Source organism: Candidatus Neomicrothrix sp. (assembly GCF_035329545.1).
Taxonomy (GTDB): Bacteria; Actinomycetota; Acidimicrobiia; order Acidimicrobiales; family Microtrichaceae; genus Microthrix; species Microthrix subdominans.
Map to the genome: position 1 here is coordinate 56,876 of NZ_DAOLGP010000006.1, position 20,976 is coordinate 77,851.

Annotated in this window: 19 protein-coding genes, 1 tRNA gene and 2 pseudogenes; 12 read left to right on the plus strand and 10 right to left on the minus strand. The window is 70.0% G+C overall.

Annotated features, from left to right (window positions below):
- Positions 1-3: 3 nt before the first annotated feature.
- A complete protein-coding gene (locus PKD89_RS05230; RefSeq protein WP_287394280.1) occupies positions 4-816 on the minus strand; it encodes a peptidylprolyl isomerase in 813 nt (270 codons plus the stop codon).
- Positions 817-858: 42 nt separating this feature from the next.
- Between PKD89_RS05230 and PKD89_RS05235 the strand changes: the two genes are divergently transcribed.
- Positions 859-2,100: an aspartate kinase gene (locus PKD89_RS05235; protein ID WP_287376296.1), complete on the plus strand. Its 1,242-nt coding sequence runs from the start codon at positions 859-861 to the stop codon at positions 2,098-2,100.
- A 57-nt stretch (positions 2,101-2,157) separates the two neighbouring features.
- Entirely contained in the window at positions 2,158-3,189 is a 1,032-nt protein-coding gene (locus PKD89_RS05240) for an aspartate-semialdehyde dehydrogenase (protein ID WP_289012067.1), read from the plus strand.
- Between the two features lie 55 nt (positions 3,190-3,244).
- Here PKD89_RS05240 and PKD89_RS05245 read toward each other — a convergent pair whose 3' ends face one another.
- Together PKD89_RS05245 and PKD89_RS05250 are read right to left on the minus strand one after the other, a co-directional pair.
- Positions 3,245-3,499 carry a MazG nucleotide pyrophosphohydrolase domain-containing protein gene (locus PKD89_RS05245; protein WP_287376302.1) on the minus strand — a complete coding sequence of 85 codons (255 nt, stop codon included), beginning with the start codon at positions 3,497-3,499 and terminating at the stop codon, positions 3,245-3,247.
- A gap of 108 nt (positions 3,500-3,607) precedes the next feature.
- A tRNA-Pro gene (locus tag PKD89_RS05250) sits at positions 3,608-3,682 on the minus strand.
- Between the two features lie 145 nt (positions 3,683-3,827).
- On the opposite strand from PKD89_RS05250, the gene PKD89_RS05255 reads away from it, so the two are divergent.
- Positions 3,828-4,937 (plus strand): family 43 glycosylhydrolase, encoded by a 1,110-nt coding sequence (locus tag PKD89_RS05255; protein ID WP_287394284.1) that lies wholly within the window; start codon positions 3,828-3,830, stop codon positions 4,935-4,937.
- A 585-nt stretch (positions 4,938-5,522) separates the two neighbouring features.
- On the opposite strand, the pseudogene PKD89_RS05260 reads toward PKD89_RS05255, so the two are convergent.
- Positions 5,523-6,275: pseudogene (locus tag PKD89_RS05260) on the minus strand (glycosyltransferase family 39 protein); the annotation flags it as partial.
- A gap of 91 nt (positions 6,276-6,366) precedes the next feature.
- Between PKD89_RS05260 and PKD89_RS05265 the strand changes: the two are divergent.
- The 3 genes from PKD89_RS05265 to PKD89_RS05275 are packed head-to-tail and all read left to right on the plus strand — an operon-like array spanning position 6,367 to position 9,426.
- Positions 6,367-7,152 (plus strand): SDR family NAD(P)-dependent oxidoreductase, encoded by a 786-nt coding sequence (locus tag PKD89_RS05265; protein ID WP_287376308.1) that lies wholly within the window; start codon positions 6,367-6,369, stop codon positions 7,150-7,152.
- Positions 7,153-7,178: 26 nt separating this feature from the next.
- Entirely contained in the window at positions 7,179-8,072 is an 894-nt protein-coding gene (locus tag PKD89_RS05270; RefSeq protein ID WP_287394286.1) for a decaprenyl-phosphate phosphoribosyltransferase, read from the plus strand.
- Positions 8,047-9,426, plus strand: a complete 1,380-nt coding sequence (locus tag PKD89_RS05275; RefSeq protein WP_287376314.1) for an FAD-binding oxidoreductase — start codon at positions 8,047-8,049, stop codon at positions 9,424-9,426. Before PKD89_RS05270 ends, PKD89_RS05275 begins: the two co-directional genes overlap by 26 nt.
- Before the next feature lie 70 nt (positions 9,427-9,496).
- On the opposite strand, the gene PKD89_RS05280 is transcribed toward PKD89_RS05275, so the two are convergent.
- Positions 9,497-9,919 (minus strand): response regulator, encoded by a 423-nt coding sequence (locus PKD89_RS05280; RefSeq protein WP_289012066.1) that lies wholly within the window; start codon positions 9,917-9,919, stop codon positions 9,497-9,499.
- Between the two features lie 109 nt (positions 9,920-10,028).
- Here PKD89_RS05280 and PKD89_RS05285 point away from each other — a divergent pair, with 109 nt between their 5' ends.
- Complete coding sequence (locus PKD89_RS05285) at positions 10,029-10,370, plus strand: STAS domain-containing protein (RefSeq protein ID WP_289012065.1); 342 nt, start codon at positions 10,029-10,031, stop codon at positions 10,368-10,370.
- Between the two features lie 41 nt (positions 10,371-10,411).
- Here the strand turns inward: PKD89_RS05285 and PKD89_RS05290 are convergent, their stop codons facing one another.
- Positions 10,412-11,548 (minus strand): ArsA family ATPase, encoded by a 1,137-nt coding sequence (locus tag PKD89_RS05290; RefSeq protein WP_289012064.1) that lies wholly within the window; start codon positions 11,546-11,548, stop codon positions 10,412-10,414.
- The gene (locus PKD89_RS05295) at positions 11,545-12,513 is read right to left on the minus strand and encodes an ArsA family ATPase (protein WP_289012063.1); all 969 of its coding nucleotides are present in this window, start codon (positions 12,511-12,513) and stop codon (positions 11,545-11,547) included. The genes PKD89_RS05290 and PKD89_RS05295 overlap by 4 nt, the downstream gene beginning before the upstream one ends.
- Positions 12,514-12,689: 176 nt before the next feature.
- On the opposite strand from PKD89_RS05295, the gene PKD89_RS05300 reads away from it, so the two are divergent.
- The gene (locus PKD89_RS05300) at positions 12,690-14,003 is read left to right on the plus strand and encodes an NfeD family protein (RefSeq protein WP_289012062.1); all 1,314 of its coding nucleotides are present in this window, start codon (positions 12,690-12,692) and stop codon (positions 14,001-14,003) included.
- A 90-nt stretch (positions 14,004-14,093) separates the two neighbouring features.
- Positions 14,094-14,363, plus strand: a complete 270-nt coding sequence (locus PKD89_RS05305; protein ID WP_287376329.1) for a WhiB family transcriptional regulator — start codon at positions 14,094-14,096, stop codon at positions 14,361-14,363.
- A 23-nt stretch (positions 14,364-14,386) separates the two neighbouring features.
- Here the strand turns inward: PKD89_RS05305 and selB are convergent, their stop codons facing one another.
- Together selB and selA are read right to left on the minus strand one after the other, a co-directional pair.
- The gene (gene selB / locus PKD89_RS05310; protein WP_289012061.1) at positions 14,387-16,135 is read right to left on the minus strand and encodes a selenocysteine-specific translation elongation factor; all 1,749 of its coding nucleotides are present in this window, start codon (positions 16,133-16,135) and stop codon (positions 14,387-14,389) included.
- Between the two features lie 13 nt (positions 16,136-16,148).
- Entirely contained in the window at positions 16,149-17,456 is a 1,308-nt protein-coding gene (gene selA, locus PKD89_RS05315; protein WP_289012059.1) for an L-seryl-tRNA(Sec) selenium transferase, read from the minus strand.
- Positions 17,457-17,514: 58 nt separating this feature from the next.
- Between selA and PKD89_RS05320 the strand changes: the two genes are divergently transcribed.
- Positions 17,515-18,399 (plus strand): NUDIX hydrolase, encoded by an 885-nt coding sequence (locus PKD89_RS05320; protein WP_289012057.1) that lies wholly within the window; start codon positions 17,515-17,517, stop codon positions 18,397-18,399.
- Between the two features lie 264 nt (positions 18,400-18,663).
- Here the strand turns inward: PKD89_RS05320 and PKD89_RS05325 are convergent.
- Positions 18,664-19,788 (minus strand): annotated as a pseudogene (locus PKD89_RS05325) (P-loop NTPase); the annotation flags it as partial.
- Between the two features lie 39 nt (positions 19,789-19,827).
- On the opposite strand from PKD89_RS05325, the gene PKD89_RS05330 reads away from it, so the two are divergent.
- Both PKD89_RS05330 and PKD89_RS05335 read left to right on the plus strand, forming a co-directional pair.
- Entirely contained in the window at positions 19,828-20,502 is a 675-nt protein-coding gene (locus tag PKD89_RS05330) for a helix-turn-helix transcriptional regulator (protein ID WP_289012691.1), read from the plus strand.
- Between the two features lie 140 nt (positions 20,503-20,642).
- Complete coding sequence (locus PKD89_RS05335) at positions 20,643-20,960, plus strand: iron-sulfur cluster assembly accessory protein (protein ID WP_287376349.1); 318 nt, start codon at positions 20,643-20,645, stop codon at positions 20,958-20,960.
- The last annotated feature ends 16 nt before the right edge of the window (positions 20,961-20,976 follow it).

Below are 20,976 nucleotides of genomic sequence, written 5' to 3' on the forward strand. Positions count from 1 at the left end.
GCCCTACTTCTCGGTGATTTGAACCGACTCGATCGTCACCGGTTTCTCGGGCGTGTCGCCGTTGGGCCCGCCGACGGGGGCGTTGCCGATGGCGTCGACGACGTTCTTGCCGTCGGTGACCGTGCCGAACAGCGAGTAGGTGGGGCTGGAATTGAGGGGAGCCGGGTCGCCGGTGACGACGAAGAACTGCGAGCCGGTGCTGTTGGGCTCCTGCGTCTTGGCCATCGCCAGGTCGTAGGTGTCGTAGACGCCGTCGGTGGGTGGCTCCTCGGGGATGGTGTAGCCGGGCCCGCCCGCGCCCAACTGGGTGAGGTCGTCGGTGTCGGTGGGATCGCCCGCCTGAATGACGAAGTCCGGCACCACCCGGTGGAACGGGATGCCGTCATAGAAGTGTGAGCGGGCTAATACCACGAAGTTGTTGACGGTCGTCGGCGCCGCCTGGGCATCGAGCGAGGCGGTAAAATTCCCCGCCGACGTGACGAACTCCGCCGAGTACTCCTTGGACGGGTCGATGCATTCCCGCGGCGGTCCGTCGAAGCTGGTGATGCGCTCGTCGGTGCCCCCCGCAGGTGGACACGGGGCATCGGACGCTGTCTGGCCGGTCGCGTCCGCCACGGTCGTCCCCGAGGCGGTGCTCACCGTGTCGTCGCCGCCCCACAGCGCCCACGCTGCCACCCCGATCACGGCGATGACCGCCACCAGGGCGGCGCCGCCCATCAGGTTGCGGCGCTGCTGTTGTCGCTTGAGCTCCGCCCGGACTGACTCCTGGTGCTGGCGGTGCTGGTCCTTCTGACGATCACGGCGTTCGGTACCCACGTGGGGTCACGCTACTGCCCCCGGCGTGTAGCCTCGCCGCCCGTGGATACCGTCGTGCAGAAGTTCGGTGGAACCTCGGTGGCGGATGCCGATCGCATCCGCGAGGTGGCCGACAACGTCGCCCGCTATCGCCGTCGAGGCGACCGCGTGGTGCTGGTCGTGTCGGCGATGGGCAAGGAGACCGACCACCTGCTGCGGTTGGCCGAAGAGGTTTCCTCGGTGCGCCCGGGTCGCGAGATGGACATGCTGATCACCGCCGGCGAGCGAAAGGCGGTCGCGCTGGTGTCGATGGCGCTGGCCGACATCGGGGTGCCATCGGCGTCGTTCACCGGCAGCCAGGCGGGGTTCATCACCGACACCAACCACATGGCGGCCAAGATCATCGAGGTGAAGGGCGACCGCATCCGAGCGGCCCTCGACGCCGGCCAGGTGCCGGTGGTCGCCGGGTCACAGGGCTATTCCACCGACGGCGACGTGACGTTTCTGGGCCGGGGTGGCTCGGACACGACGGCGGTTGCATTGGCCGAGATGCTCGGCGCCGACAGCTGCGAGCTCTACACCGACGTCTCCGGGGTGTTCACCACCGACCCGCGTCTGGTCCCCGAGGCGACCAAGATCAAGCGGATCAGCTTCGATGAGATGCTGGAGATGGCTGCGACCGGTTGCCCCAAACCGGCGATGCGCTCGGTCGAATACGCCTCGCGTCACGGGGTGGCACTGCACGTTCGTTCGGCATTCACCTGGGAGCCGGGCACCTGGATCGTCGAGGAGGAACCCGACATGGAACAAGCCGTTATCCGTGGGATCACACAGGACCCCAGCCAGGCCAAGGTGACCGTCGCCAACCTGCCGGACCGCCCCGGCGTGGCCGGCACGCTGTTCCGCGCCCTGGCCAACCGTCACGTCAACGTCGACATGATCGTCCAGAACACCTCCGAGGCCCAGAAGACCGACATCTCCTTCACCGTGCCCCACGACGAGCTGGAGGTCACCCTCGAGGAGGCCAACGCCCTGATGGGCGAGCTCGGCGCCAGCGGCGTGTCGGCCTCGGCGGACATCGCCCGGGTGAGCGTGATCGGCGCCGGGATGAAATCCCACCCGGGCGTGGCGGCCACCATGTTCGAGACGCTGGCCGACAACGACATCAACATCGACATGATCTCGACCTCGACGATCCGCATCAGCTGCGTGGTGGCCCAGGTCGACGCCGAGCGGGCGGTCAGGTTGCTGCACAAGTGCTTCGGCCTGGGCGACGGCGACGAAGCGGTCGAGTTCGACGCCTGAGGCCCGCCCCCCGCAACTTGGTTGGGTGCCAAGGCCTCACCGCTTAGCCTGGGTGGCATGAAGATAGGAATCGTAGGAGCCACCGGTCAGGTCGGCGGGGTCATCGCACGCCTGCTCGACGACCGTCACCTGCCCATCGACGAGCTGCGGCTGTTCGCCTCCGCCCGCTCGGTGGGCAAGGTGCTGTCGGCGGCCGGACGCGAGGTGACCGTCGAGGATGCCGCCACGGCCGATTACACCGGCCTCGACGTGGCGCTATTTTCCGCCGGCGGAGCCACCTCGCAGGCGCTGGCGCCCAAGGTCGCCGCTGCCGGTGTGGTCGTCGTCGACAACTCGTCCGCCTGGCGGATGGACCCACGGGTGCCGCTCGTCGTGCCCGAGGTCAACGCCGACGCGCTGGACGACCTGCCGCTTGGGATCATCGCCAACCCCAACTGCACCACGATGGCCGCCATGCCGGTCCTCGGCCCGCTACACGCCGAGGCCCAGCTGACCCACCTGGTCGTCAGCACCTATCAGGCCACCTCCGGCGCCGGCCTGGCCGGGGTGGACGAGCTCGACTCGCAGGTCACCCAACTGGGCGACACCCGCACCGGGCTGACCGAGGACGGGTCGCTGGCCGACGGCCTCACGCCCAAGAAGTTTCCGGCGCCGATCGCCTTCAACGTCGTGCCCCAGGCCGGGAACTACGTCGACGACGGCTCCGGCGAGACCGACGAGGACCAAAAGCTGCGCAACGAGAGCCGCAAGATCCTCGGCATCGACGGCCTCGTCGTCTCCGGCACCTGCGTGCGCGTGCCGGTGTTCACCGGCCACGCCCTGTCGATCAACGCCCGCTTCGCCCGCCCGATCAGCCCCGAGCGGGCCACCGAGGTGCTGGCCGACGCTCCCGGGGTGGAGCTGAGTGACCTGCCCACGCCGCTGGATGCCGCCGGGCGCGACCCGTCGCTGGTCGGACGCATCCGTGTCGACCCCACCGTCGAGCACGGCCTCGCGCTGTTCGTCGTGGGCGACAACCTGCGCAAGGGCGCCGCCCTCAACACGGTGCAGATCGTCGAGGCCCTCGTCGAGCGCGGCCGCTTCGGCTGATCGGCTGAACCCAACAGGTCCACCGCAGTATCACTCCCGCTGGCGGTGTCGGCAGCTACAGCGGCGGGTCGGTGACGTAGCGCCCCATCGCCTCGTCCAAGGTGATGTCGCACTGGTTGGCCAGCGACGCCAGCCAGGCGAGCACGTCGCCGAACTCGTGCACCTGTTGGTCCCGCGTGCCCTTGCGCACCGCCTGGGCCAGCTCGCCCAGCTCCTCGCACAGCCAGGCGACCGTGGCCGGCACGCCGCGCTCGCGGTCGGCCTCGCCGTAGAGACGATCCATGAGGGATTGCACGTCGCTGAGCTCCATCGGGCCAGTCTCTCAGCCCCACTCCGGGCATCGACAACGAGCGGGCCATCCCGAGGCGACGGCTGCCCTGGGGGATCACGTTGACGTGACCCCCCAGGGCGGACGCAGTCGGGGAGGGGAGATTTGAACTCCCGGCCTCCACGTCCCGAACGTGGCGCGCTAACCAAGCTGCGCTACTCCCCGGATGTGGTGGTCATGTTACCGCCGCGTCGCCCTCGCCCGGCAATACGGTTGGGAAGTGGCCTGGTGACTTGAAGAACGCTCATGGTAACTTTCTGCTCGCGAGCTGGCACCGTTGGGGTGTCACCCTGACGGAGAGCAGACCCCCATGACCTCACCGAAGTTTCGTCGAGGGCGCTGCTGGGCGGCCGCAGGTGCTGCCCTATGGCTCCTCGCCGCCTGTGGTCCCGTACCGGGCAACCCCGCCCGTCGCCAGCCAGCGGCCGCCCCCCGGGTGTGGGACCAGTCCGATCCGGCCGTGCTCGTGGCCGGCACGACCACCTACCTGTACGGATCGTCGAACAACAAGAAGCTGCCGGTGCGCAAGGTCACGACCTTTCGAGGTTCGCTGAGCGCCAGCCAATCGGACTGGGCGGCCAATGCACGCGACGCCATGCCGACCCGGCCGGGGTGGATCAACCCCGGCAACGCCGGCATCTGGGCGCCGTCGGTCATCAAGATCGGCAGCCGCTACTGGGCCTACTTCGCCGGTCACCGCGCAGGCGCCACCGATCGCTCCAACGACCAGTGCATCGGCCGGGCCTCGGCCACCTCTCCGATGGGGCCGTTCTCGCCCGAGTCGAGCCCGATCTACTGCGGCCTCACCAAGGAACGGGGTTCGAACTCGTGGGGTCGCGGTGCGCTCGACCCAGAGGTGATCAGGGGGTCGGACAACAAGCTGTACCTGCTGGTGGCGCTGTCGCGCACGAAGGCCAACATCGGGGCGCTCAAGTTGAACACTGCGGGCACGGTGGTCGGCGGCACCAACGCCAAGCCCACCACGTTGGTGTCACAGTCGGCGCCGTGGCACGACGGAGTCGACGACAAGACCATGACGTCCAAGGCGTTTCTGGAGAACCCGTCGATGGTCTACGAGCCCAAGTCGAGGACCTACCTGCTGTTCTACTCGGCAGGCGAGTGGTACTCCGCCCGCTACAACACCGGGTTCGCCCGCTGCTCGAGCCCGGTCGGGCCGTGTTCACCCGATCTGGCCGGCCCGATGCTGATCAGCAGCTCCACGCGCACCGGTCCCGGCGGCCTCACCGCCTTTCGTGACGCGTCCGGGACTCTTCGAGCGGGTTACGCCACCTGGCAGAAGGGGTACGAGAGCCCCCGCAGCAATCCCGGCGGTCGGTACTCCCGCCACCTCAGCTGGGCCACGATCAAGGTGTCCGGGTCCTCGCCGCAGACCCAGGCCGTCTCGCTCGGCGCTCCGTAGCGTTCGGGTCCGGTCTGAGGGCCAGCGCCAATCGGCGAACCAACCGAGCAACAGCCCCAGGCCGATGCTGCAGGCCAGGTCGAACGGCGCCCGCAGGCGCGGAGGAGCGACCAGCAACAGCGACAGCACGACGTACTGGGCCGTGATCGCTGCGATCACGCGAACCCGGTTGTCGCGCCAGTGCCTGGCCAGACCGACCAGCCCCAGGATCGTGGTGAGGAAGAACAACGGTCGCACGAGCGGCAACAGACCGAGGCGTCGGCCGTCGATCCGCTGGGCGACGACCGAACGGCTCGGGTCGATCTCGAAGAACGCCGGCAGGTTGCTGCCGACGACCTGGGGGATGTAGCCGGGGTTGCTGGTGATCCCCTCGATGGCCCGATCGGTGAGTAGCGCGTTCCATTCACCCTCGTTGAACTGGGACAGGCGAACCTCCGGGTCGCTGAACGCCGGACTCAGCACCGGGTCGGTAAAAGTACCGGCGGCCTGGGCGGGTTGGGCGTAGATGGCGGCCAGCGTGAACCCGTCGGAGGTATTCAGGGTCCACGTGCCCAGCTGGACGCGGTTGCGCACCAGCCACGGCACCAGGACACATGCGGCGACGGCGACCAGCGCGACTGCGGCCCGGGGGCCCAGCTTGCGCCACACCCACAACGCCAGGATCGCCACCACCAGGTAGCCGTTGGGGCGGGTGAGCAACAACAGGCCGGTGACGAAGCCGGCCTGGAGGTATCGGCCCTCGTCCAGCAGCAGGATCGCCGCCAGGCCCAGCAACAGTGCCAGCGGTTCGGTGAGGGTGATCGTGTCGTTGGCCAGGAGTGGGGGCGAGAACATCACGACCAGAGCGGCGAGGTAGCCGGCGCGGCGACCGCCGATGCGTGCCGCCAGCACGCCGGCGAGCACCACGACCGTGCTCCCGAGGATCACGCTGAGCAGCCGCCCGGGCCACAGCGCCTCGCCGAACAGCCAGTGGCCGGGGGTCAAGAGCAGCGGCAGCAGCGGTGGCCGGAACGCGGTTGGGTGGTGCACGATCTGCGGGAACTGCAGGCCGTAGCCGGTGCCGTTGGCCAGCGACCTGGCGATCTTGTCGTACTGGTCCGCGTCGGAATCGGGGATCCAGTGGGGTTGGACGACCACCCAGTAGGCGATCCGAACGGCGACCGCGGCCAGAAAGGTCGGACCCCAGCGCCGCACCCGGTCGGACAGCGCCGCACCCGGTCGGGCAGTGACACCTGGTCGGGCAGTGACGTGCGATTCTGCGATGACTGCTTCAGCGGACTCACTCCCCCCGGCCCAACCGGCTGGCCAGCGCCCGACCACCGGTGTCGATTCTGGCACGAGGCCGACACGAAATGGGTGACCGATGCGACTACCTGGGGGTCGGACAACGCATCGGAACTAGTGTCATGCCCGCTCTGACGTCGAGCCGATGAAGGACCCCGCCTTGGAAGACGCACACGGCGAGCCGCGCACCGCCCTGATCTTCGGCGGTACGTCGGAGATCGCACTGGCCATCGCCCGCAAGCTGATCGATGGTCGCCTGCGTCAGGTGGTGCTGGCGGTGCGCGACCCCGAGGACGAGCGCACCGTGCAGGCCCGCGCCGACCTCCAACGGGCGGGCGCCACCTCGGTCGACGTGGTTGCCTTCGACGCGTTGGCCCCCGAGACCCACCAGGCGGTGGTGGCCGCAGCGGTGGAGGCCGTCGGTGACCTCGACCTGGTCGTGTTGGCCCACGGCCAGCTCGGCGATCAGGAGTCGCTGGTCGACGACCCGGTCGGCGCCGCGCTCCTGGTCAACGTCAACTTTGCCGGTGTCGTGTCCGCCGGCCTGGCCGCCGCCGCCCGCCTGCGGGGGCAGGGCCATGGTCGGTTGCTGGTGATCTCGTCGGTCGCCGGCATCCGTCCTCGAGCGACCAACTACCTGTACGGGTCGACCAAGGCCGGGGTGGACGCCTTTGGCCGCGGCCTGTCCGACGACCTCGAGGGCTCCGGGGTGCGGGTGTCGGTGCTGCGTCCCGGGTTCGTGCGTTCCCGCATGACCGAGGGCATGGAGGAGCAACCGTTCACCGTCGACCCCGACGAGGTGGCCGAGGCCGCGGTGACCGGCATGTTGAAGGACCACCGGGTGATCTGGGCGCCCGCTGCGTTGCAGGGTGTCTTCGGTGTGATGTCGGTGTTGCCCGGTCCGATCTGGCGTCGTCTGTCCAAGCGGTGAGCGAACAGCGACCAGCGGTCCGAGCGGTGAGCGAGAAGCAACCGTCGTTGATCGTCGGCCTCCTGCGGGCGCTGCGTCCCCAGCAGTGGACCAAGAACCTGCTGGTGGTGGCCGCGCCGCTGGGCGCGGGCGTCCTGGGCAGCGCCGATGGGCTGGCATCGGTGGTGATCGCGTTCGTCGCGTTCAGCCTGGGGGCGGGCGCCACCTACGTGCTCAACGACCTGCGCGACCTGGAACGCGACCGGATCCACCCACGAAAGCGTCACCGACCGTTCGCCTCCGGTGCGGTGCCGGTGGGCGTTGGTGTGGCCTGGGGGCTGATCGTGTTCGCTGCTGCGATCGGCGTCTCGTTGCTGCGCCCCAACCTGGTGTGGGTGCTGTTGGGCTACGTCGCCCTGACGACGGCGTACTCGCTGTGGCTCAAGCACCTGGCCGTGATCGAGCTGGTGGCGATCGCGGCCGGCTTTGTCGTGCGCGCCGTCGCCGGTGCGGTGGCCGCCGACGTGCCGATCTCCCCCTGGTTTTTCGTGGTCGTCTCGGCCGGGGCGCTGCTGATGGTCACCGGCAAGCGGTCCGCCGAGATGTTTCACCTGGGCGAGGGGGCCGTCGTCGCCCGCCCGGTGCTGGCCGAGTACACCGCCGGCTACCTGCGATCGGTGGAGATCATCGCCGCCTCCCTCGCCCTGATCGGCTATGCCCTGTGGTCCTTCGATTCGGCCGTCGCCCTCCAGGGCGGCCTGGCCGACGTCTTGTTCAAGGTGTCGCTGGCGCCGTTTGCGGCGGCGCTGTTGCGCTTCGTGTTGATCGTCGACCGGGGCGAGGGTTCCGAACCGGAGTACGTGTTGGTTCGTGATCGCCAAATGCTGATCGTCTCGTTGGTGTGGTTGGGTGTGTATGGCGCGGGTGTCCTCCTTACCTGAGCCGCGCCGATCGGCGCTGCTGACCGGCTGGGGGCGCACCAGCCCCACGCGGGCCGAGGTGCTCGCGCCCGTATCGGCCGCCGAGCTCGACCGTGCGCTGTGCGACCCACCGTCGCGGGGGATGGTGGCCCGGGGCCTGGGCCGGTCCTACGGCGACGCCGCCCAACGCTCCGGCGGACGGGTGATCGACCTCACCGGGTGGACCGACGTCGACCTCGACATCGACACGGGCGACTGTCGAGCCCGGGCCGGCACCAGCATCGACACCCTGTTGCGAGTGCTCGTGCCGCGGCGCTTCTTTGTGCCGGTCACCCCCGGTACCCGCTTTGTCACCCTGGGCGGTGCCATCGCCGCCGACATCCACGGCAAGAACCACCACCGCCGGGGTTCGTTCGGCTCGCACGTCAGCTCGATGGTGCTGCGAACCGCCGACGGGCAGAGGCGCACGATCAGCCCCGACCGCGAGCCGGCGCTGTTCTGGGCGACCGTCGGCGGCATGGGGCTGACCGGGGTGATCGAGGAGGCCACGTTCCGTGCCCGCCCGATCGCCTCCTCCCGCATCTCGGTGCTGGCCGAGCGCACCCGCAACCTCGACGAGTCGATCGCCCGCCTGATCGAGCTCGACCAGACCGCCGAGTACACCGTTGCCTGGGTGGACCTGGCCGCCACGGGGGCCAGGGCCGGTCGGTCGGTGATCACCTCCGGTCGTTTCGCTCAGCCCGACGAATTGCCCAAGCGCTGGGTCGGATCCCCGTTTGCGTACGACCCGGGGCTGCCGATCGACGTGCCGGTCACCCCGCCGCCGATCGTGTTGAACCCGCTCTCGATCCGGGCGTTCAACGAGGCCTGGTTTCGCAAGGCACCCCGTCGACCCAAAGAGATGATCAGTTCGATCCCCGGGTTCTTCCACCCCCTCGACCTGGTCGGCAGCTGGAACCGCATCTACGGTCCCAAGGGCTTTTTGCAGTGGCAGTGCGTCGTTCCCGACTCGGCCACCGACGTCCTCGCCGGGATCATGCGGCAGTTCACCCGCACCGGCGGTCGCTCGTTCCTCACCGTCCTCAAGCGTTTCGGTCCCGCGAACGAGGCCCCGCTGTCGTTTCCGCTGGCCGGTTGGACCCTGACGGTCGACGTGCCGGTCGGCGACCCCGACCTGCCCCGTCTGCTCGACCGGTTCGACGAGCAGGTGGCCGAGGTCGGCGGGCGCATCTACCTGGCCAAGGACGCCCGCATGCGTCCAGAGCTCTTGGCGGCGATGTATCCGAGGCTGGCCGAATGGCAGGAGGTGCGGGCATCGGTCGATCCCCACGGCCTGATCCGCAGCGACCTCTCGGAGCGCCTCGGCCTCAGCTGATCCGGAACTCGGGAGCCCGCATGACCGTCAGGGCGCGGTTTGGGCTCCCCGGTTCGGGTCTGAGCCCGGGTCAGACGGCGGGTTCGCCCTCGTCGATCATGCCGTCGGCGTGCTCGAACCAGCTGCGACCGTCGGCGACAGCATCGGCGGCACGTCGCAGCCGAAACGAGTCGATCGGCTTGATCATCCAGCCGTCGGCCTCGGACTCACGGGCCAGAAACACGTCGGCGCCGCGATCGAGGAGCAACAAGATGCGTTGGGGGGCGAGGCGGCGACCGCCGGCCTCGTTGCGGAGGTGCAGCGAGGTGGCCATGCCGCCCATGTTGCCGATCTGCAGGTCGAGGACAACCAGGTCGGGCTGGCGCTCACGCACCGCACCGAACACGGCGGCGCCGCTGTTCACGCGGCCGACCTCGCAGCGGTCGTCGCCCAGAGCGGCGTCGACGTCGTCGAAGAGATCGTCGGAATCGGTGGCGACCAGCACGTATTCCACGAGGGCAGCGTAGTGCAAAGCGGTAGGGGTCGATCTACACTGTCCCGGCAGGTCTCCGTTGCTGGGCTAGCTTCGGTCGGGTTTCGGCAACCGCTGGGGGAGAGGTCGCATGGTAAAGATCGGGTTTGATCACGCAGACGGGTTGACCGTGTGTCAGCCGGTTGGGGAGCTGGACGCCTATACCGTGCCCGACTTTCGTGAGCGCCTCACCGAAGCCGCCACGATGGGCAACGTCATCATCGACCTGTCCGAGGTGCCGTTCATGGACTCGGCCGGCCTCGGCGCACTGGCCGGAGGCATCAGGCGCACGCGCGATGCGGGGGGCGACATCGTCGTGTCCTGCAATCGGGCCACCCTGGTGCGCCTGCTGCAGACGACCGGCTTTGACAAGATCGTCTCGGTGGTCGACAGCGTCGACGAGGCCCGCCTGTCGCTCCAAGGCGACGGTTAGCGCCAGGCCGACCAAACGCTCGGCGACCCCGCCGGCGTCGCTCAGGCGGGGTCGGGGTCGAGCAACGACTCGCCCACGCGGTTGAGGCCGGCCACGTCGTGCACGTCGGTGGCGAGCGACGGCACGTAGACGATGACGGCCGACGCCACCTGGGCGGTGAGCTGGGCCAGGTTGGCCAGTTCCTCGGACGCCAGGCGCCGCAGATCGGCTCGGGCACGGTGGTAGTCGGCCAGCGCGTCGCCGCCCGGTGCCCCTCGCAGCTCACCGTCGGCCTTCTCGTCGGCGGCGGGGTCGGCTTCGCCAAACGGCGGGTGCATTCGGTTGACGATCAGCGCGCGCACGTCGATGTCGTCCTCGGCCAGGCGCTGGGCGAAGAAGCTGGCCTCGGCCACCGAGTCCTCGCGGGGAGCGGTGACGAGCACGAAGGCGGTCACCTCGTCGGCGAAGAGCTCGGTGACCGAAGTCGCGCGCCGGCGAAAGCCCTCCTCCATACCTTCAAAGGCCTGAAAGAACGCCACCGCATCGCTGATCACCTGCGAGCCGACCACCTTGCCCACCTGGCGCAGGGCGGCGCTGGTGGCGGCGTTGAAGACCCGCAACACGCCCCGGCTGGGAGCGGTGACCGCTCGATAGATGCGGTGGTTCAAGAACCGCGACAGCCGCTCGGGTGCTTCGAGAAAGTCCAGCGCGTTTCGGGTGGGGGGCGTGTCGACGACCACCAGGTCGTAGGCCTCGTTCTGGTGCAGCTCGTACAGCTTCTCCGACGCCATGTACTCCTGGGTGCCCGACAGGGTGCCCGAGATGTTGCGGTAAAAGGAGTTGGACAGAATGCTCGATGCCTGGGCGTCGCTGGCGGCGTAGCGTTCGACCAGTGAATCGAAGGTGGACTCGGCGTCGAGCATCAGGGCGGACAGCTCGCCGGGCCACTCACCGTCGATCAGCGACGCCGTCGCACCGATGTGGTCCAGCCCGAGCGCGTCGGCCAGGCGCCGGGCCGGGTCGATCGTGACGACGACCGCCCGGCGGCCGCGCCGGGCGGCGGACAGGCCGATGACCGCAGCGGTGGTCGTCTTGCCCACTCCGCCCGAGCCGCAGCACACGATCACCTCCGCCGTGTCGATCAGCTCGGCCATCGTCGGGCGGGTCCCGCGTGCGTCGTTGGTTCCTGGGACGCTCACAGCGCCGCCCAGTTCGGGTCGAGGGCCTCGATGCCGCTCAACAGGTCGTCGGCCAGCGTCCGCAGGTCGTCGCTCTCCAGCTCGTTGGTGAACACAAAGTCGAGGTCGAGGTGGGGCAGCGGCAGCTCTGTTGCGAGCCGCTCGGTCAGCTCTTGTTGCAGCTCGCTGCGCTCGGTCCGGTAGGCCCCTGCCGAGGCCAGCGACACCCGCTCCTCGGCGGACAGGTCGACCGAGGCCCTACGGGCGGCCTCCGCGAGCGGAGTGTCCAGCCCGGGAAGCGGCGGCCAGGTGCCGTTGAGGATCACCGGGCCCAGCATCACGCCCACTTCCTCCTCCAGGCTGAAGGCGGTTTCGACCAGCTCGTTGATCGGCGTCTCCTCGGGCAGCGTCACCAGCATCACCCGGGCTCGGGATGGGTCGCCCAACATGGCGAGCGCCTCGGTGGCCTGGGTGTGCAGCGCACCGCTGGTGGCGGCTTCGGCCACCCCGGTCGGGCTGCGCAGAAAGCTGATGGCGTGGCCGGCCGGCGCATCCAGGATGATCAGGTCGGCCACCCCCTCCTTCTCCAGCTGACGGATCTTGCCGAGCACCAGCAGGTCGCGGACGCCCGGCGTTGCGGTCGAGACGATCTCGAGGATGCCGGAGCTCACCATCAGCTTGGCCACCCGCTTCAGCCCGTGATCGGCCAGGTAGTCCATCAGCGACTCGTCGGGGGTGATCAGCCTGGTCGTGATGGTGCCGGGCGTGTCGGCGGGGAGGGGCACCTCGACCGGTTCGTAGTCCAGCGGCTCGCAGCCGAGCAGTCGGGACAGGCCGGTCTTGGCGTCCAAGGCCACCAGCAGCACCGACAAACCGCACTTGGCGGCCGCCACGGACAGTGCGGCGCTGGCGGTCGTCTTGCCCACACCCCCCTTGCCAGCGACGATAATGAGTCGCGATGCAGCAAAGAACTGTGTCGGATCCACGTTCTCCCCTCGGAGGCCTGCCTGTGGGCACACTACTTCAACGCATCTCGGGTTCTTTTCCTCGTGCCAACGCGAGGCGTCTCGCCGCGGGTGGACCGGCCGGCCGGGGTCCGATCGGGCAGGAACGGTCCCGTGCTGAGAGGTTCCATAGTGTTCGGGCTCTCATCGGCGCATTCATGGTCGCAGGAGCGGTGTTGGCGCTCGGCGGGGTGGCCGGGGGCTCGCCGGCGGGCGCTCAGAGCGAGCGCTCCGAGATCGCCCAGGGGGGCGACGGCGGCTGTGGCCCGGCCGGTTGCGTCACGGTCATCGCCGTGTCTGGCCTGATCGACCCGCTGGTCGCTGACGGTATCATCGAGGAGCTGGACGAGACGCAACGCTCCGACGACCTGGTCGGCGTGGTGCTCCAGCTCGACAGCCCCGGCGTGGTGCTCACCGACGGGCAGTTCACCAACCTGGCCCGGCGCCTCGACCGCTTTCCCAAGAAGATGTCGGTGTGGGTGGGCCCCAGCGGCGCCGAGGCCATCGGCGGCGCCGCCGAGCTGGTCGCACTCAGCCCGGATGCGTCGATCGCCCCCGGATCGACGGTGCGCTTCGACAGCACCCAGCGGCTGGACCCGGCCGAGTTCGGCGACCTGTTGCCTAGCGAACCAGGGCAGCTCGACACCACGCTCGAGGCCGAACCCGCCCAGAAGGCGGGCGTGGTCGCCGTGGTGGCGCCCACGCTGGGTGACGCGCTGGTCGGCCTCGATTGGTTCGAGACCAAGGTGGTCGACGTCGGCGGCGAGAGTCGGCGCGAGCCGGTCACCGTCGTGCGCTTCGTCAAGCTGCCACTGCCCAAGCAGCTGCTGCACACCGCCGCCAGCCCGGCGGTGGCCTACCTGGCCTTCGTGATCGGCCTGGGCCTGTTGTTGTTCGAGTTCTACACCGCCGGTGTGGGCGTCGCCGGGGTGGTGGGTGCGGTTGCCCTGCTGCTCGGCGGGTACGGCCTGGGGGTGCTGCCGGTGCGGAACTGGGCGGTGGCGCTGGTGGTGGCGTCGATGATCGCGTTTGCCGTCGACGTGCAGACGGGCATTCCCCGATTCTGGGCGGCGGTGGGCATGGCCGGGTTCATCGTCGGGTCGCTCACGCTTTTCGACGGCGTCCCCTTCCCGTGGATCGCCGTTGTCGTCGGGATCATCGGCATGGCGTCGATGATGTTCTCCGGCATGCCGTCGATGGTGCGGGCCCGGTTCGGCACCCCGACGATCGGGCGGACCTGGATGGTCGGCGAGATGGGGGAGGTCACCGAGTCGGTCGACCCCGAGGGCATGGTGCGCATTCAGGGTGGGCTGTGGAAGGCCCGCGCCAACCGGTCCACGCCGCTCAGCGTGGGTGACCGGGCGCGCGTGGTGGACGTGGACGGCCTGTTGTTGGAGGTCGAGCCCGAGGAGGGCGGCGCCAAGGACTACCGCGAGCTGCGCAAAAACCGCGGCGGAGATGCCGCCGAGTAGTGCCGTCGGGCACGCCTGACTTTCGCTGCGCGGGGCGGGCTCTCTACAGTCGTCGGGGTAGTCATCAGCGAGCTCATCGGGGGATAGAGCGTGAGCATTCAGTTGTCGCCAGTCGCTTGGCAGTTACGGGCCGCCTGTCGTGGTCCGCAGTCCGAGGTGTTTTTCCCGCCTGCACAGACCGAACGCAAGCACGAGCGCCTTGAGCGTGAAAGGCGGGCGAAGGCCATCTGCGGGATCTGTCCGGTTCGGTCGGACTGCCTCAGCTACGCAATCGAGATACACGAACCTCACGGCATCTGGGGCGGGCTCAGCGAGAGCGAGCGTAAGTCGATGCTCGAACGCCAGCTCGCTGCCAGCTGATCCAGCAGGGAGCCGGTCGAGGCTCAGCGGGCGTCGAGCGGCTCGCCGTCGGCGACCGCTGCGAGCCGCGGCCCGGCGACGCGCAGGTCGCCGCGCCGACGGGTGATGCCGTTGGCGTCGAAGAGGCCGAGCACTGCCAGGGTGGGCTTTCGCGAGCTGTCCAAGGCATCGCGCACCTCGGCGACCGTGATGCCGTCCGGGCGGTCACCGAGCGCGGCGGTCACCCGACGGGCGGCCTCGGCAACAGCGGTGGCGGCCCACCAGGCGTCACCCACTTTGACGACCCGGCCGTCGGCCACCCAACTGCGCAGCGCCGCGGTCTCGATGCCGGTCGGGGGTGGCGGGTCGAACCCCGCCTGCGCGATCTCGTCCAACCATGGATGATGGAGGTCGACGCCGGGCAGGACGAGGCGGCCGTCGCGCAGCGCCAGGCGTTCGCCTCGGTCGGCCAGCACCTCGGCCAGCGCCCGGTCGCGGTCGTCGAGCTCTGCGAGGGCCAGCCCGAGGGCGCCGGCCGCGTGTGTCCGGGCCTCGAGTTCCGTCTCGGCACGGTGGCGCACCCCGGGGTCGACCAGCCAGTCGCCGACGTCGGCCGGCCGGGCGACGCCGGTCAGCCGTCGGAACTCCTCGGCCCGCACCCACCCTCGGTCGGCGATCACGCGCTCGGGGTCGGCGCTCGGGTCGGCCAACGCGGCGCGACGCTGCGGTGCGACCTCGAGGATCGTGCCCCCACCCTGGGTTTCGCCCCGCCCGCTCTCGCGCAGCACGTAACGGTCGCCCGGGGCGAGCGGGAGCGGCTGGGGCAGGTGGATGCGCAGGTAGCCCTCCTCACCCGGTTCGAGCGCCTCGCCGCCGAGCACCCGCACCTTCACCGGCCACTCGCCCGACCCGAGGTGCAAGACGTGGGCGCCGCGCCGCGACAGGGAATGGTCGAGGCTGGGCAGCACGGTCACCGTGGCGTCAACCATCGTCGTCGGTGACCAGTCCTCAGGGCCGACGACCGCGACGCCACGACCCACCAGGTCGCGGGGCACGCCGCTGAGCGCCAGGGCATAGCGGTTGCCCGGCTCGGCCCGCTGCACGGGCGCATGGTCGCTGTGCAGGTCGCGGATGCGGGCGCTGCGGCCTCCCGGCGCCAGCACGATCGGGTCGCCGATCGCCAGGGGCGCACCGCTGAGGGTGCCGGCCACCACCGTGCCGGCGCCCGGCGCGCTGAACGCCCGATCGACCCACAGGCGGGCGCGGCCGGTGACGGCGGCCGTGCCGACCCGGTCGACCAGCCGGTCCATCTCGGTGCGAAGCGTGGCCAGGCCCCGGCCGGACAGCGAGTCGATCGCGATCGGGTCGGCGTCGGCCAGCGGCGAGCCCTCCAGAAACTCGAGTACCTCCAGCGTGGCGTCGTCGAGGCGGTCGTCGTCGACCGCGTCCGCCTTGGTGATCACCACCAGGCCGTGCTCAACCCCGAGCAGTTCGAGCAGCATCAGGTGCTCGCGGCTCTGAGCCATCGGACCCTCGACGGCATCGACGACGAAGATCACCCCGGACACGGCGCCGGCGCCGGCCAACATGTTCTTGAGGAACCGCACGTGTCCGGGTACGTCGACCAGGTGCACGCGACGTCCCGAGGGCAACTGGGCGACGGCAAAGCCCAGGTCGATCGTCAGGCCGCGCTCTCGCTCGGCGGCCAGGGTGTCCGGATCGGTGCCGGTCAGGGCGCGCACCAGGGTGGACTTGCCGTGGTCGACGTGTCCGGCTGTGCCCAGCACGGTCATGGCAAGCGCCGCCTCATCGGTCGGCTGAGCCGGAGAGGACGGCGTTCAAGGCGGAGCCAAGATGGTCGTCCTGGTCGGCGAACACCGTGCGTAGATCGACGATGGTGTCGCCGTCGGCCTGGCGGGCGATCACCGGGGGGTCGGCTGCGCGCAGCGCGGCGGCGTGGTCGCCGGGCAGCGCCAGGCCCACCGACGGGATCTCCGCCCCGGGCAGCGTCCCACCCCCGGTCGTGGCGACGGTGTCGATCACCCGTGCCGCCGCCACTCGCCGGGCCAGCGCGTCCGCTCGACCGGCCAGGGCCTCGACCGGCTCGGTTGCGAGGGACCAGAACACCAGCGCGTCCAAGTCGCGTGCGGCGTAGGCACCCAGCGTGTGCTCCAGCGCGGCCAGCGTGGCTCCGCCGCAGCGCAACGCCCGCATGAGGGGGTGGCGGGCGCAGCGGGCGATCAGGTCGGCCCGGCCGACGAGCAGCCCGGCCTGTGGGCCGCCCATCAACTTGTCGCAGCTCACCGCCACCAGGTCGGCGCCGTCGGCAATCACCTGGGCGACGCCGGGCTCGTCGACCAGCCAGGCGGGCGGACCACCGGGCAGCCAGCGGCAGCGGGCATCGAGCAGCCCGGACCCCAGGTCGGCCATCACGATGACGTCCTCGGGGGCCAGCTCCCGAGCCTCGGCAACCGACACCGACTCGGTAAACCCGACGATGCGGTAGTTGGACTGGTGCACCTTCAGCACCATGGTGACGGGTGGGCCATCCCCCGGTGCGCGCTCGAAGGCGGCGATGACGTCGGCCGGTTTGGTGCGGTTGGTCGTGCCCACCTCGACGAGCGAGGCGCCGGATTGGGCGAGCACGTCGGGTATTCGGAAACCGCCGCCGATCTCGACCAGCTCGCCGCGGCTGACGATGACCCCGCCGCCACCGGCGACTGCGGCCAACGCCAACATGACCGCGGCGGCGCAGTTGTTGACGACCAACGCTGCCTCCGCCCCGGTGAGCACGGTCGCCAGGTCGGTGACCGCCGCCGCCCGGGGGCCGCGCTTGCCGCCGCTCAGGTCGAACTCCAGGTTGGAGTAGCGGTCGGCCGGCGCCGGGTCGACCGGCGCCCGACCCAGGTTGGTGTGCAACAGCACGCCGGTGCCGTTGATCACCTCCTGGGTGCGTTGGGCCAGCCGGTGGGCCACCGCCGCCGCCAGTGTGGTCTCGACCGCTTCGGGGGCGACCTCGGCGACCGTTCGGCGGGCCAACGCCACCAGCGTGGGGTGGGCCAGCCCCGACGCCGCATGATCGCGGGCCAGGCGGTCGATCGAAGGTGGACGCACGGAGCGGAGGCTAGCGCCGAGGGGTCGGACCGGGATCGTGGGAGTAGCCTGGCCGACCGTGGCTGTAGGGATGATCTCCGAAGAACCTCACCTGGTACCGATCCTCGATGCGGCCACGGTCGTGTTGTTGCGTGACAGCGATGGCACCGAACCGACCGGCACCCCGGGGCCCGGCCTCGAGGTGCTGATGATGCGCCGCAACCTCGACAGCGACTTCGTCGGCGGCGCCTACGTCTTTCCGGGCGGTGCGGTCGACCCCGACGACGACCCGGTGGCCCAACCCCGCATCGTGCACGAGCAGTTGCCGAGCAGCTGGGAGCTCGCCCCCCGGGTGGCGGCGGTGCGCGAGGCGTTCGAGGAGGCGGGCCTGCTGCTCGCTCGTCGCAGCCATCAGGCCGACATGGTGTCGTTGGATGAACCCGAGGCCGCCAGGCTGATCGACGGTTTGCACCCCGAAACCGGGGGGGACCGCTCGTCCACCCCGTCGTGGCGCGAGTTGATCGACTCGGGCTCGGCCAACATGGCCCAGCTGTGCGTCGCCGAAGATCTGGTGTTGGCGGTCGATCGGCTGATGCCGCTTTCGCGTTGGACCACTCCGCTCGGGGCCAACCGCCGCTACGACACACGCTTCTACGTCACGGGGGCGCCGCCCCGCCAGGTGGCCCTGCACGACAACGTCGAGCTGGTGTCGACCCGCTGGGTCGCCCCGTCCCAGGCGCTGTCCGAGGCGGCCGCGGGCACGATCACGATGATCTTTCCCACCGTGGTCACCATGCACTGGCTGAACCGCTTCGAGTCCACGTCGGAGGCGTTGGCGGCGCTCGATGGTCGAGACGACCCCACAGCGGTCACGCCCGAGCTCGTCGTCGAGGGCGACCGGTTGGTCATCATGCTCCCCGATGGCAGCCGCTACGACGCCGAGACCGCCGCGCCGCTCGACTGAGTCACTGAGTCACTGAGGCACCGGGCTCGCTCAGGTGAGCTGAACGACGGTCTCGCCCGGAATGCGCATCGTCTCCAGGTCGACCGGACCAAAGTGGGCCGTGCATCCAGCCATTTCGATCGGCGGGGACACCTCGGTGGCGACCAGGCGGGCCAGCTCACCGAACGCTCGGGCGGCCGGGCTGGGCGGAGCGGCGGAAGCATCGATGTGGCTCAGCTGCAACGCCACCGGCTTGCCGTCGTCGCCGAGCAGGGCGAGCCCCGCCTCCGTCGGGGTCTTAGCCCGAAGCAGCGCCCCCGGATCACGGGGGGGGGAAGCGCCGCCCCCCCAGCCCAAAAGATCCTGGTTGGAGCCGTCGGGCGCCACATAGCTCGACAGGTTCTCGACGACGCCGATCACCCGCAGGTAGTTGTTGCGGGCCATCGACACCGCGCGCCGGGCCACCCGGCTGGCGGCGAGTGACGGCGTGGTCACCACCAACATCTCGGCGCGGGGCAGCAGGCGGGCCAGGCCCATCTGGACGTCGCCGGTTCCGGGTGGCAGGTCGACGAGCAGGTAGTCGAGCTCGCCCCAGGCGACATCTTCTAAAAAGTGCTGAACCGCTCGCTGCAGCATGAGGCCGCGCCACATCAGGGCCACCGATTCGTCGTCGACGAGGAAGCCCATCGACACCGCCTCGACCGCGCCTCCCGGCCCGTCGTGCAGGGTCGACGGGACCTGGATCCGATGGGGGCTGATCTTGGCGTCGCTGTCCTTGCCGTCGTCGCCATCTTCGGCCGCGGCCTGCAGGCGCCCGTCGATGCCGAGCATGCGGGGGATCGAAAAGCCCCAGATGTCGGCGTCGATCAGGCCGACGGTCATGCCGCGCCCGGCCAGCGCCACCGCCAGGTTGGCGGTGACCGATGACTTGCCCACCCCGCCCTTGCCCGAGGCGACCAGGATGACGCGGGTCCTGGCGGGCAACAGGTCGGTCGGCGCCCGCTCGCTTGCCCGCTTCCGGGCGATCGCCATGGCGTCGGCCTTCTCCGCCTTGGTCATCTCCGCCCAGCTGATGCGGACCTCGCCCACCCCGGGCAACGAGCCGACCCGTTCGATGATGTCGCGGCGCAGCTGGGCGCGCAGTGGACACCCGGAAGTGGTCAGCGCCAGCGTGACGACGACCACGGCACCCTCGGGGGTGCCACCGTTGGCCCGGTCGGGGCCGTCGTCGGTGCGGCTCAACACGATGCGCGGCACCCGGGCGGCCAGCTCGCCCTGGGCGGCGACGACCACCTCGCGAGCCATGCCCAGCTCGACGATGTTGGCACCCAGCTCGGGGTCGACCACATGGGTGAGCACGGCCGTCACCTCGTCGACCGATGGAGCCTGCGGAAGCTGCGTCGTCGCCATGGCGACATTCTACTGGCGAGGACCGTGTAAACTGTAGCCGTGCAGTCGAACCAACTGGCCATGTTCAAGGCGCTCGGTGACAACACCCGGTATGCGATCTACCTTGAGCTGGCACGAGCCGCGTCACCACGGTCCACCGTCGAGGTGGCCGAACTGCTCGACCTGCACCCCAACACGGTGCGGCCCCATCTGGAGCGCATGCGCGAGTTGGGTCTGCTCGAGGTTCGCCCCCGCACCAGCGGGGGGGTCGGCCGGCCACAGCACCTGTACTCGCTGGCCGCCGATGCCCCCAGCCTGGGGCTTGAGCCCCCGGTGTACCCGGCGATCGCCGGCATGCTGTTGGCGCTGGCTTCGGAGGCGGGGCTCTCCGGCGCGGACGCGGCCGAGGTGGGGCGCGATCATGGCCGCACGCTGGCCGGGACGCACCCGGGCGATGCGCTGGAGGCGACCATGTCGCTCATGGGGGCCTGGGGCTTCGACCCCGAGCCGGTCGGCGCCGAGCCGTCGTGGGTGTGGTTCGGCCACTGCCCGTTCTCCGAGCTGGCCGAGGCCAACCCCGAGTTGGTCTGCTCGCTGCACCGCGGCCTGATCGAAGGGCTTCTCGAGGCCCGCGGTGACGCACCCCCGGTCGACTTTCACGACCGCACCGCCCGCGAGCCGTGCTGCGTCGTCATCGACAAGGACCGCCCCCGACCGCAGCCGGCGGACGTCTGACCCGCTGAGCGGCACCAAACCCGACCGCACGCGACGCCCGACCCCTCGGTAACCTGTACGGCGAGGTCGACCCGTGACCGATCGTTCGACCACAGCTACCATGGCCGCATCGCCGGCTCGCCAACCACCTGGGAGACAAGATGATCACGCTGACCGATACGGCAGCCGACAAGGTTCAACAGCTCATCGCGGCTGAGGGCGACGATGCCCTGGCGTTGCGGGTGGCCGTTCGTCCTGGTGGCTGCTCGGGCTTCTCCTATGAGATGTTCTTCGATTCCGAGACCGACGCCGAGGACGTCTCCGAGGCTTATGGAGCGATCAAGGTCGTGAGCGATCCGTCCAGCGCCCAGCTGCTCGACGGGGCCACCCTGGATTACAAGGACGGGTTGGAGAGCGGCTTCGCCATCACCAACCCCAACGCGCAGCGCACCTGCGGCTGCGGCTCGTCCTTCAGCTGAGCCACACTCTCCCGAG

Coding starts and splice junctions, on each gene's coding strand:
- PKD89_RS05240 (WP_289012067.1), top strand. CDS start 2,158: ATGAAGATAGGAATCGTAGGAGCCACCGGTCAGGTCGGCGGGGTCATC.
- PKD89_RS05245 (WP_287376302.1), bottom strand. CDS start 3,499: ATGGAGCTCAGCGACGTGCAATCCCTCATGGATCGTCTCTACGGCGAG.
- PKD89_RS05255 (WP_287394284.1), top strand. CDS start 3,828: ATGACCTCACCGAAGTTTCGTCGAGGGCGCTGCTGGGCGGCCGCAGGT.
- PKD89_RS05265 (WP_287376308.1), top strand. CDS start 6,367: ATGAAGGACCCCGCCTTGGAAGACGCACACGGCGAGCCGCGCACCGCC.
- PKD89_RS05275 (WP_287376314.1), top strand. CDS start 8,047: ATGGCGCGGGTGTCCTCCTTACCTGAGCCGCGCCGATCGGCGCTGCTG.
- PKD89_RS05285 (WP_289012065.1), top strand. CDS start 10,029: ATGGTAAAGATCGGGTTTGATCACGCAGACGGGTTGACCGTGTGTCAG.
- PKD89_RS05300 (WP_289012062.1), top strand. CDS start 12,690: ATGGTCGCAGGAGCGGTGTTGGCGCTCGGCGGGGTGGCCGGGGGCTCG.
- selB (WP_289012061.1), bottom strand. CDS start 16,135: ATGACCGTGCTGGGCACAGCCGGACACGTCGACCACGGCAAGTCCACC.
- PKD89_RS05335 (WP_287376349.1), top strand. CDS start 20,643: ATGATCACGCTGACCGATACGGCAGCCGACAAGGTTCAACAGCTCATC.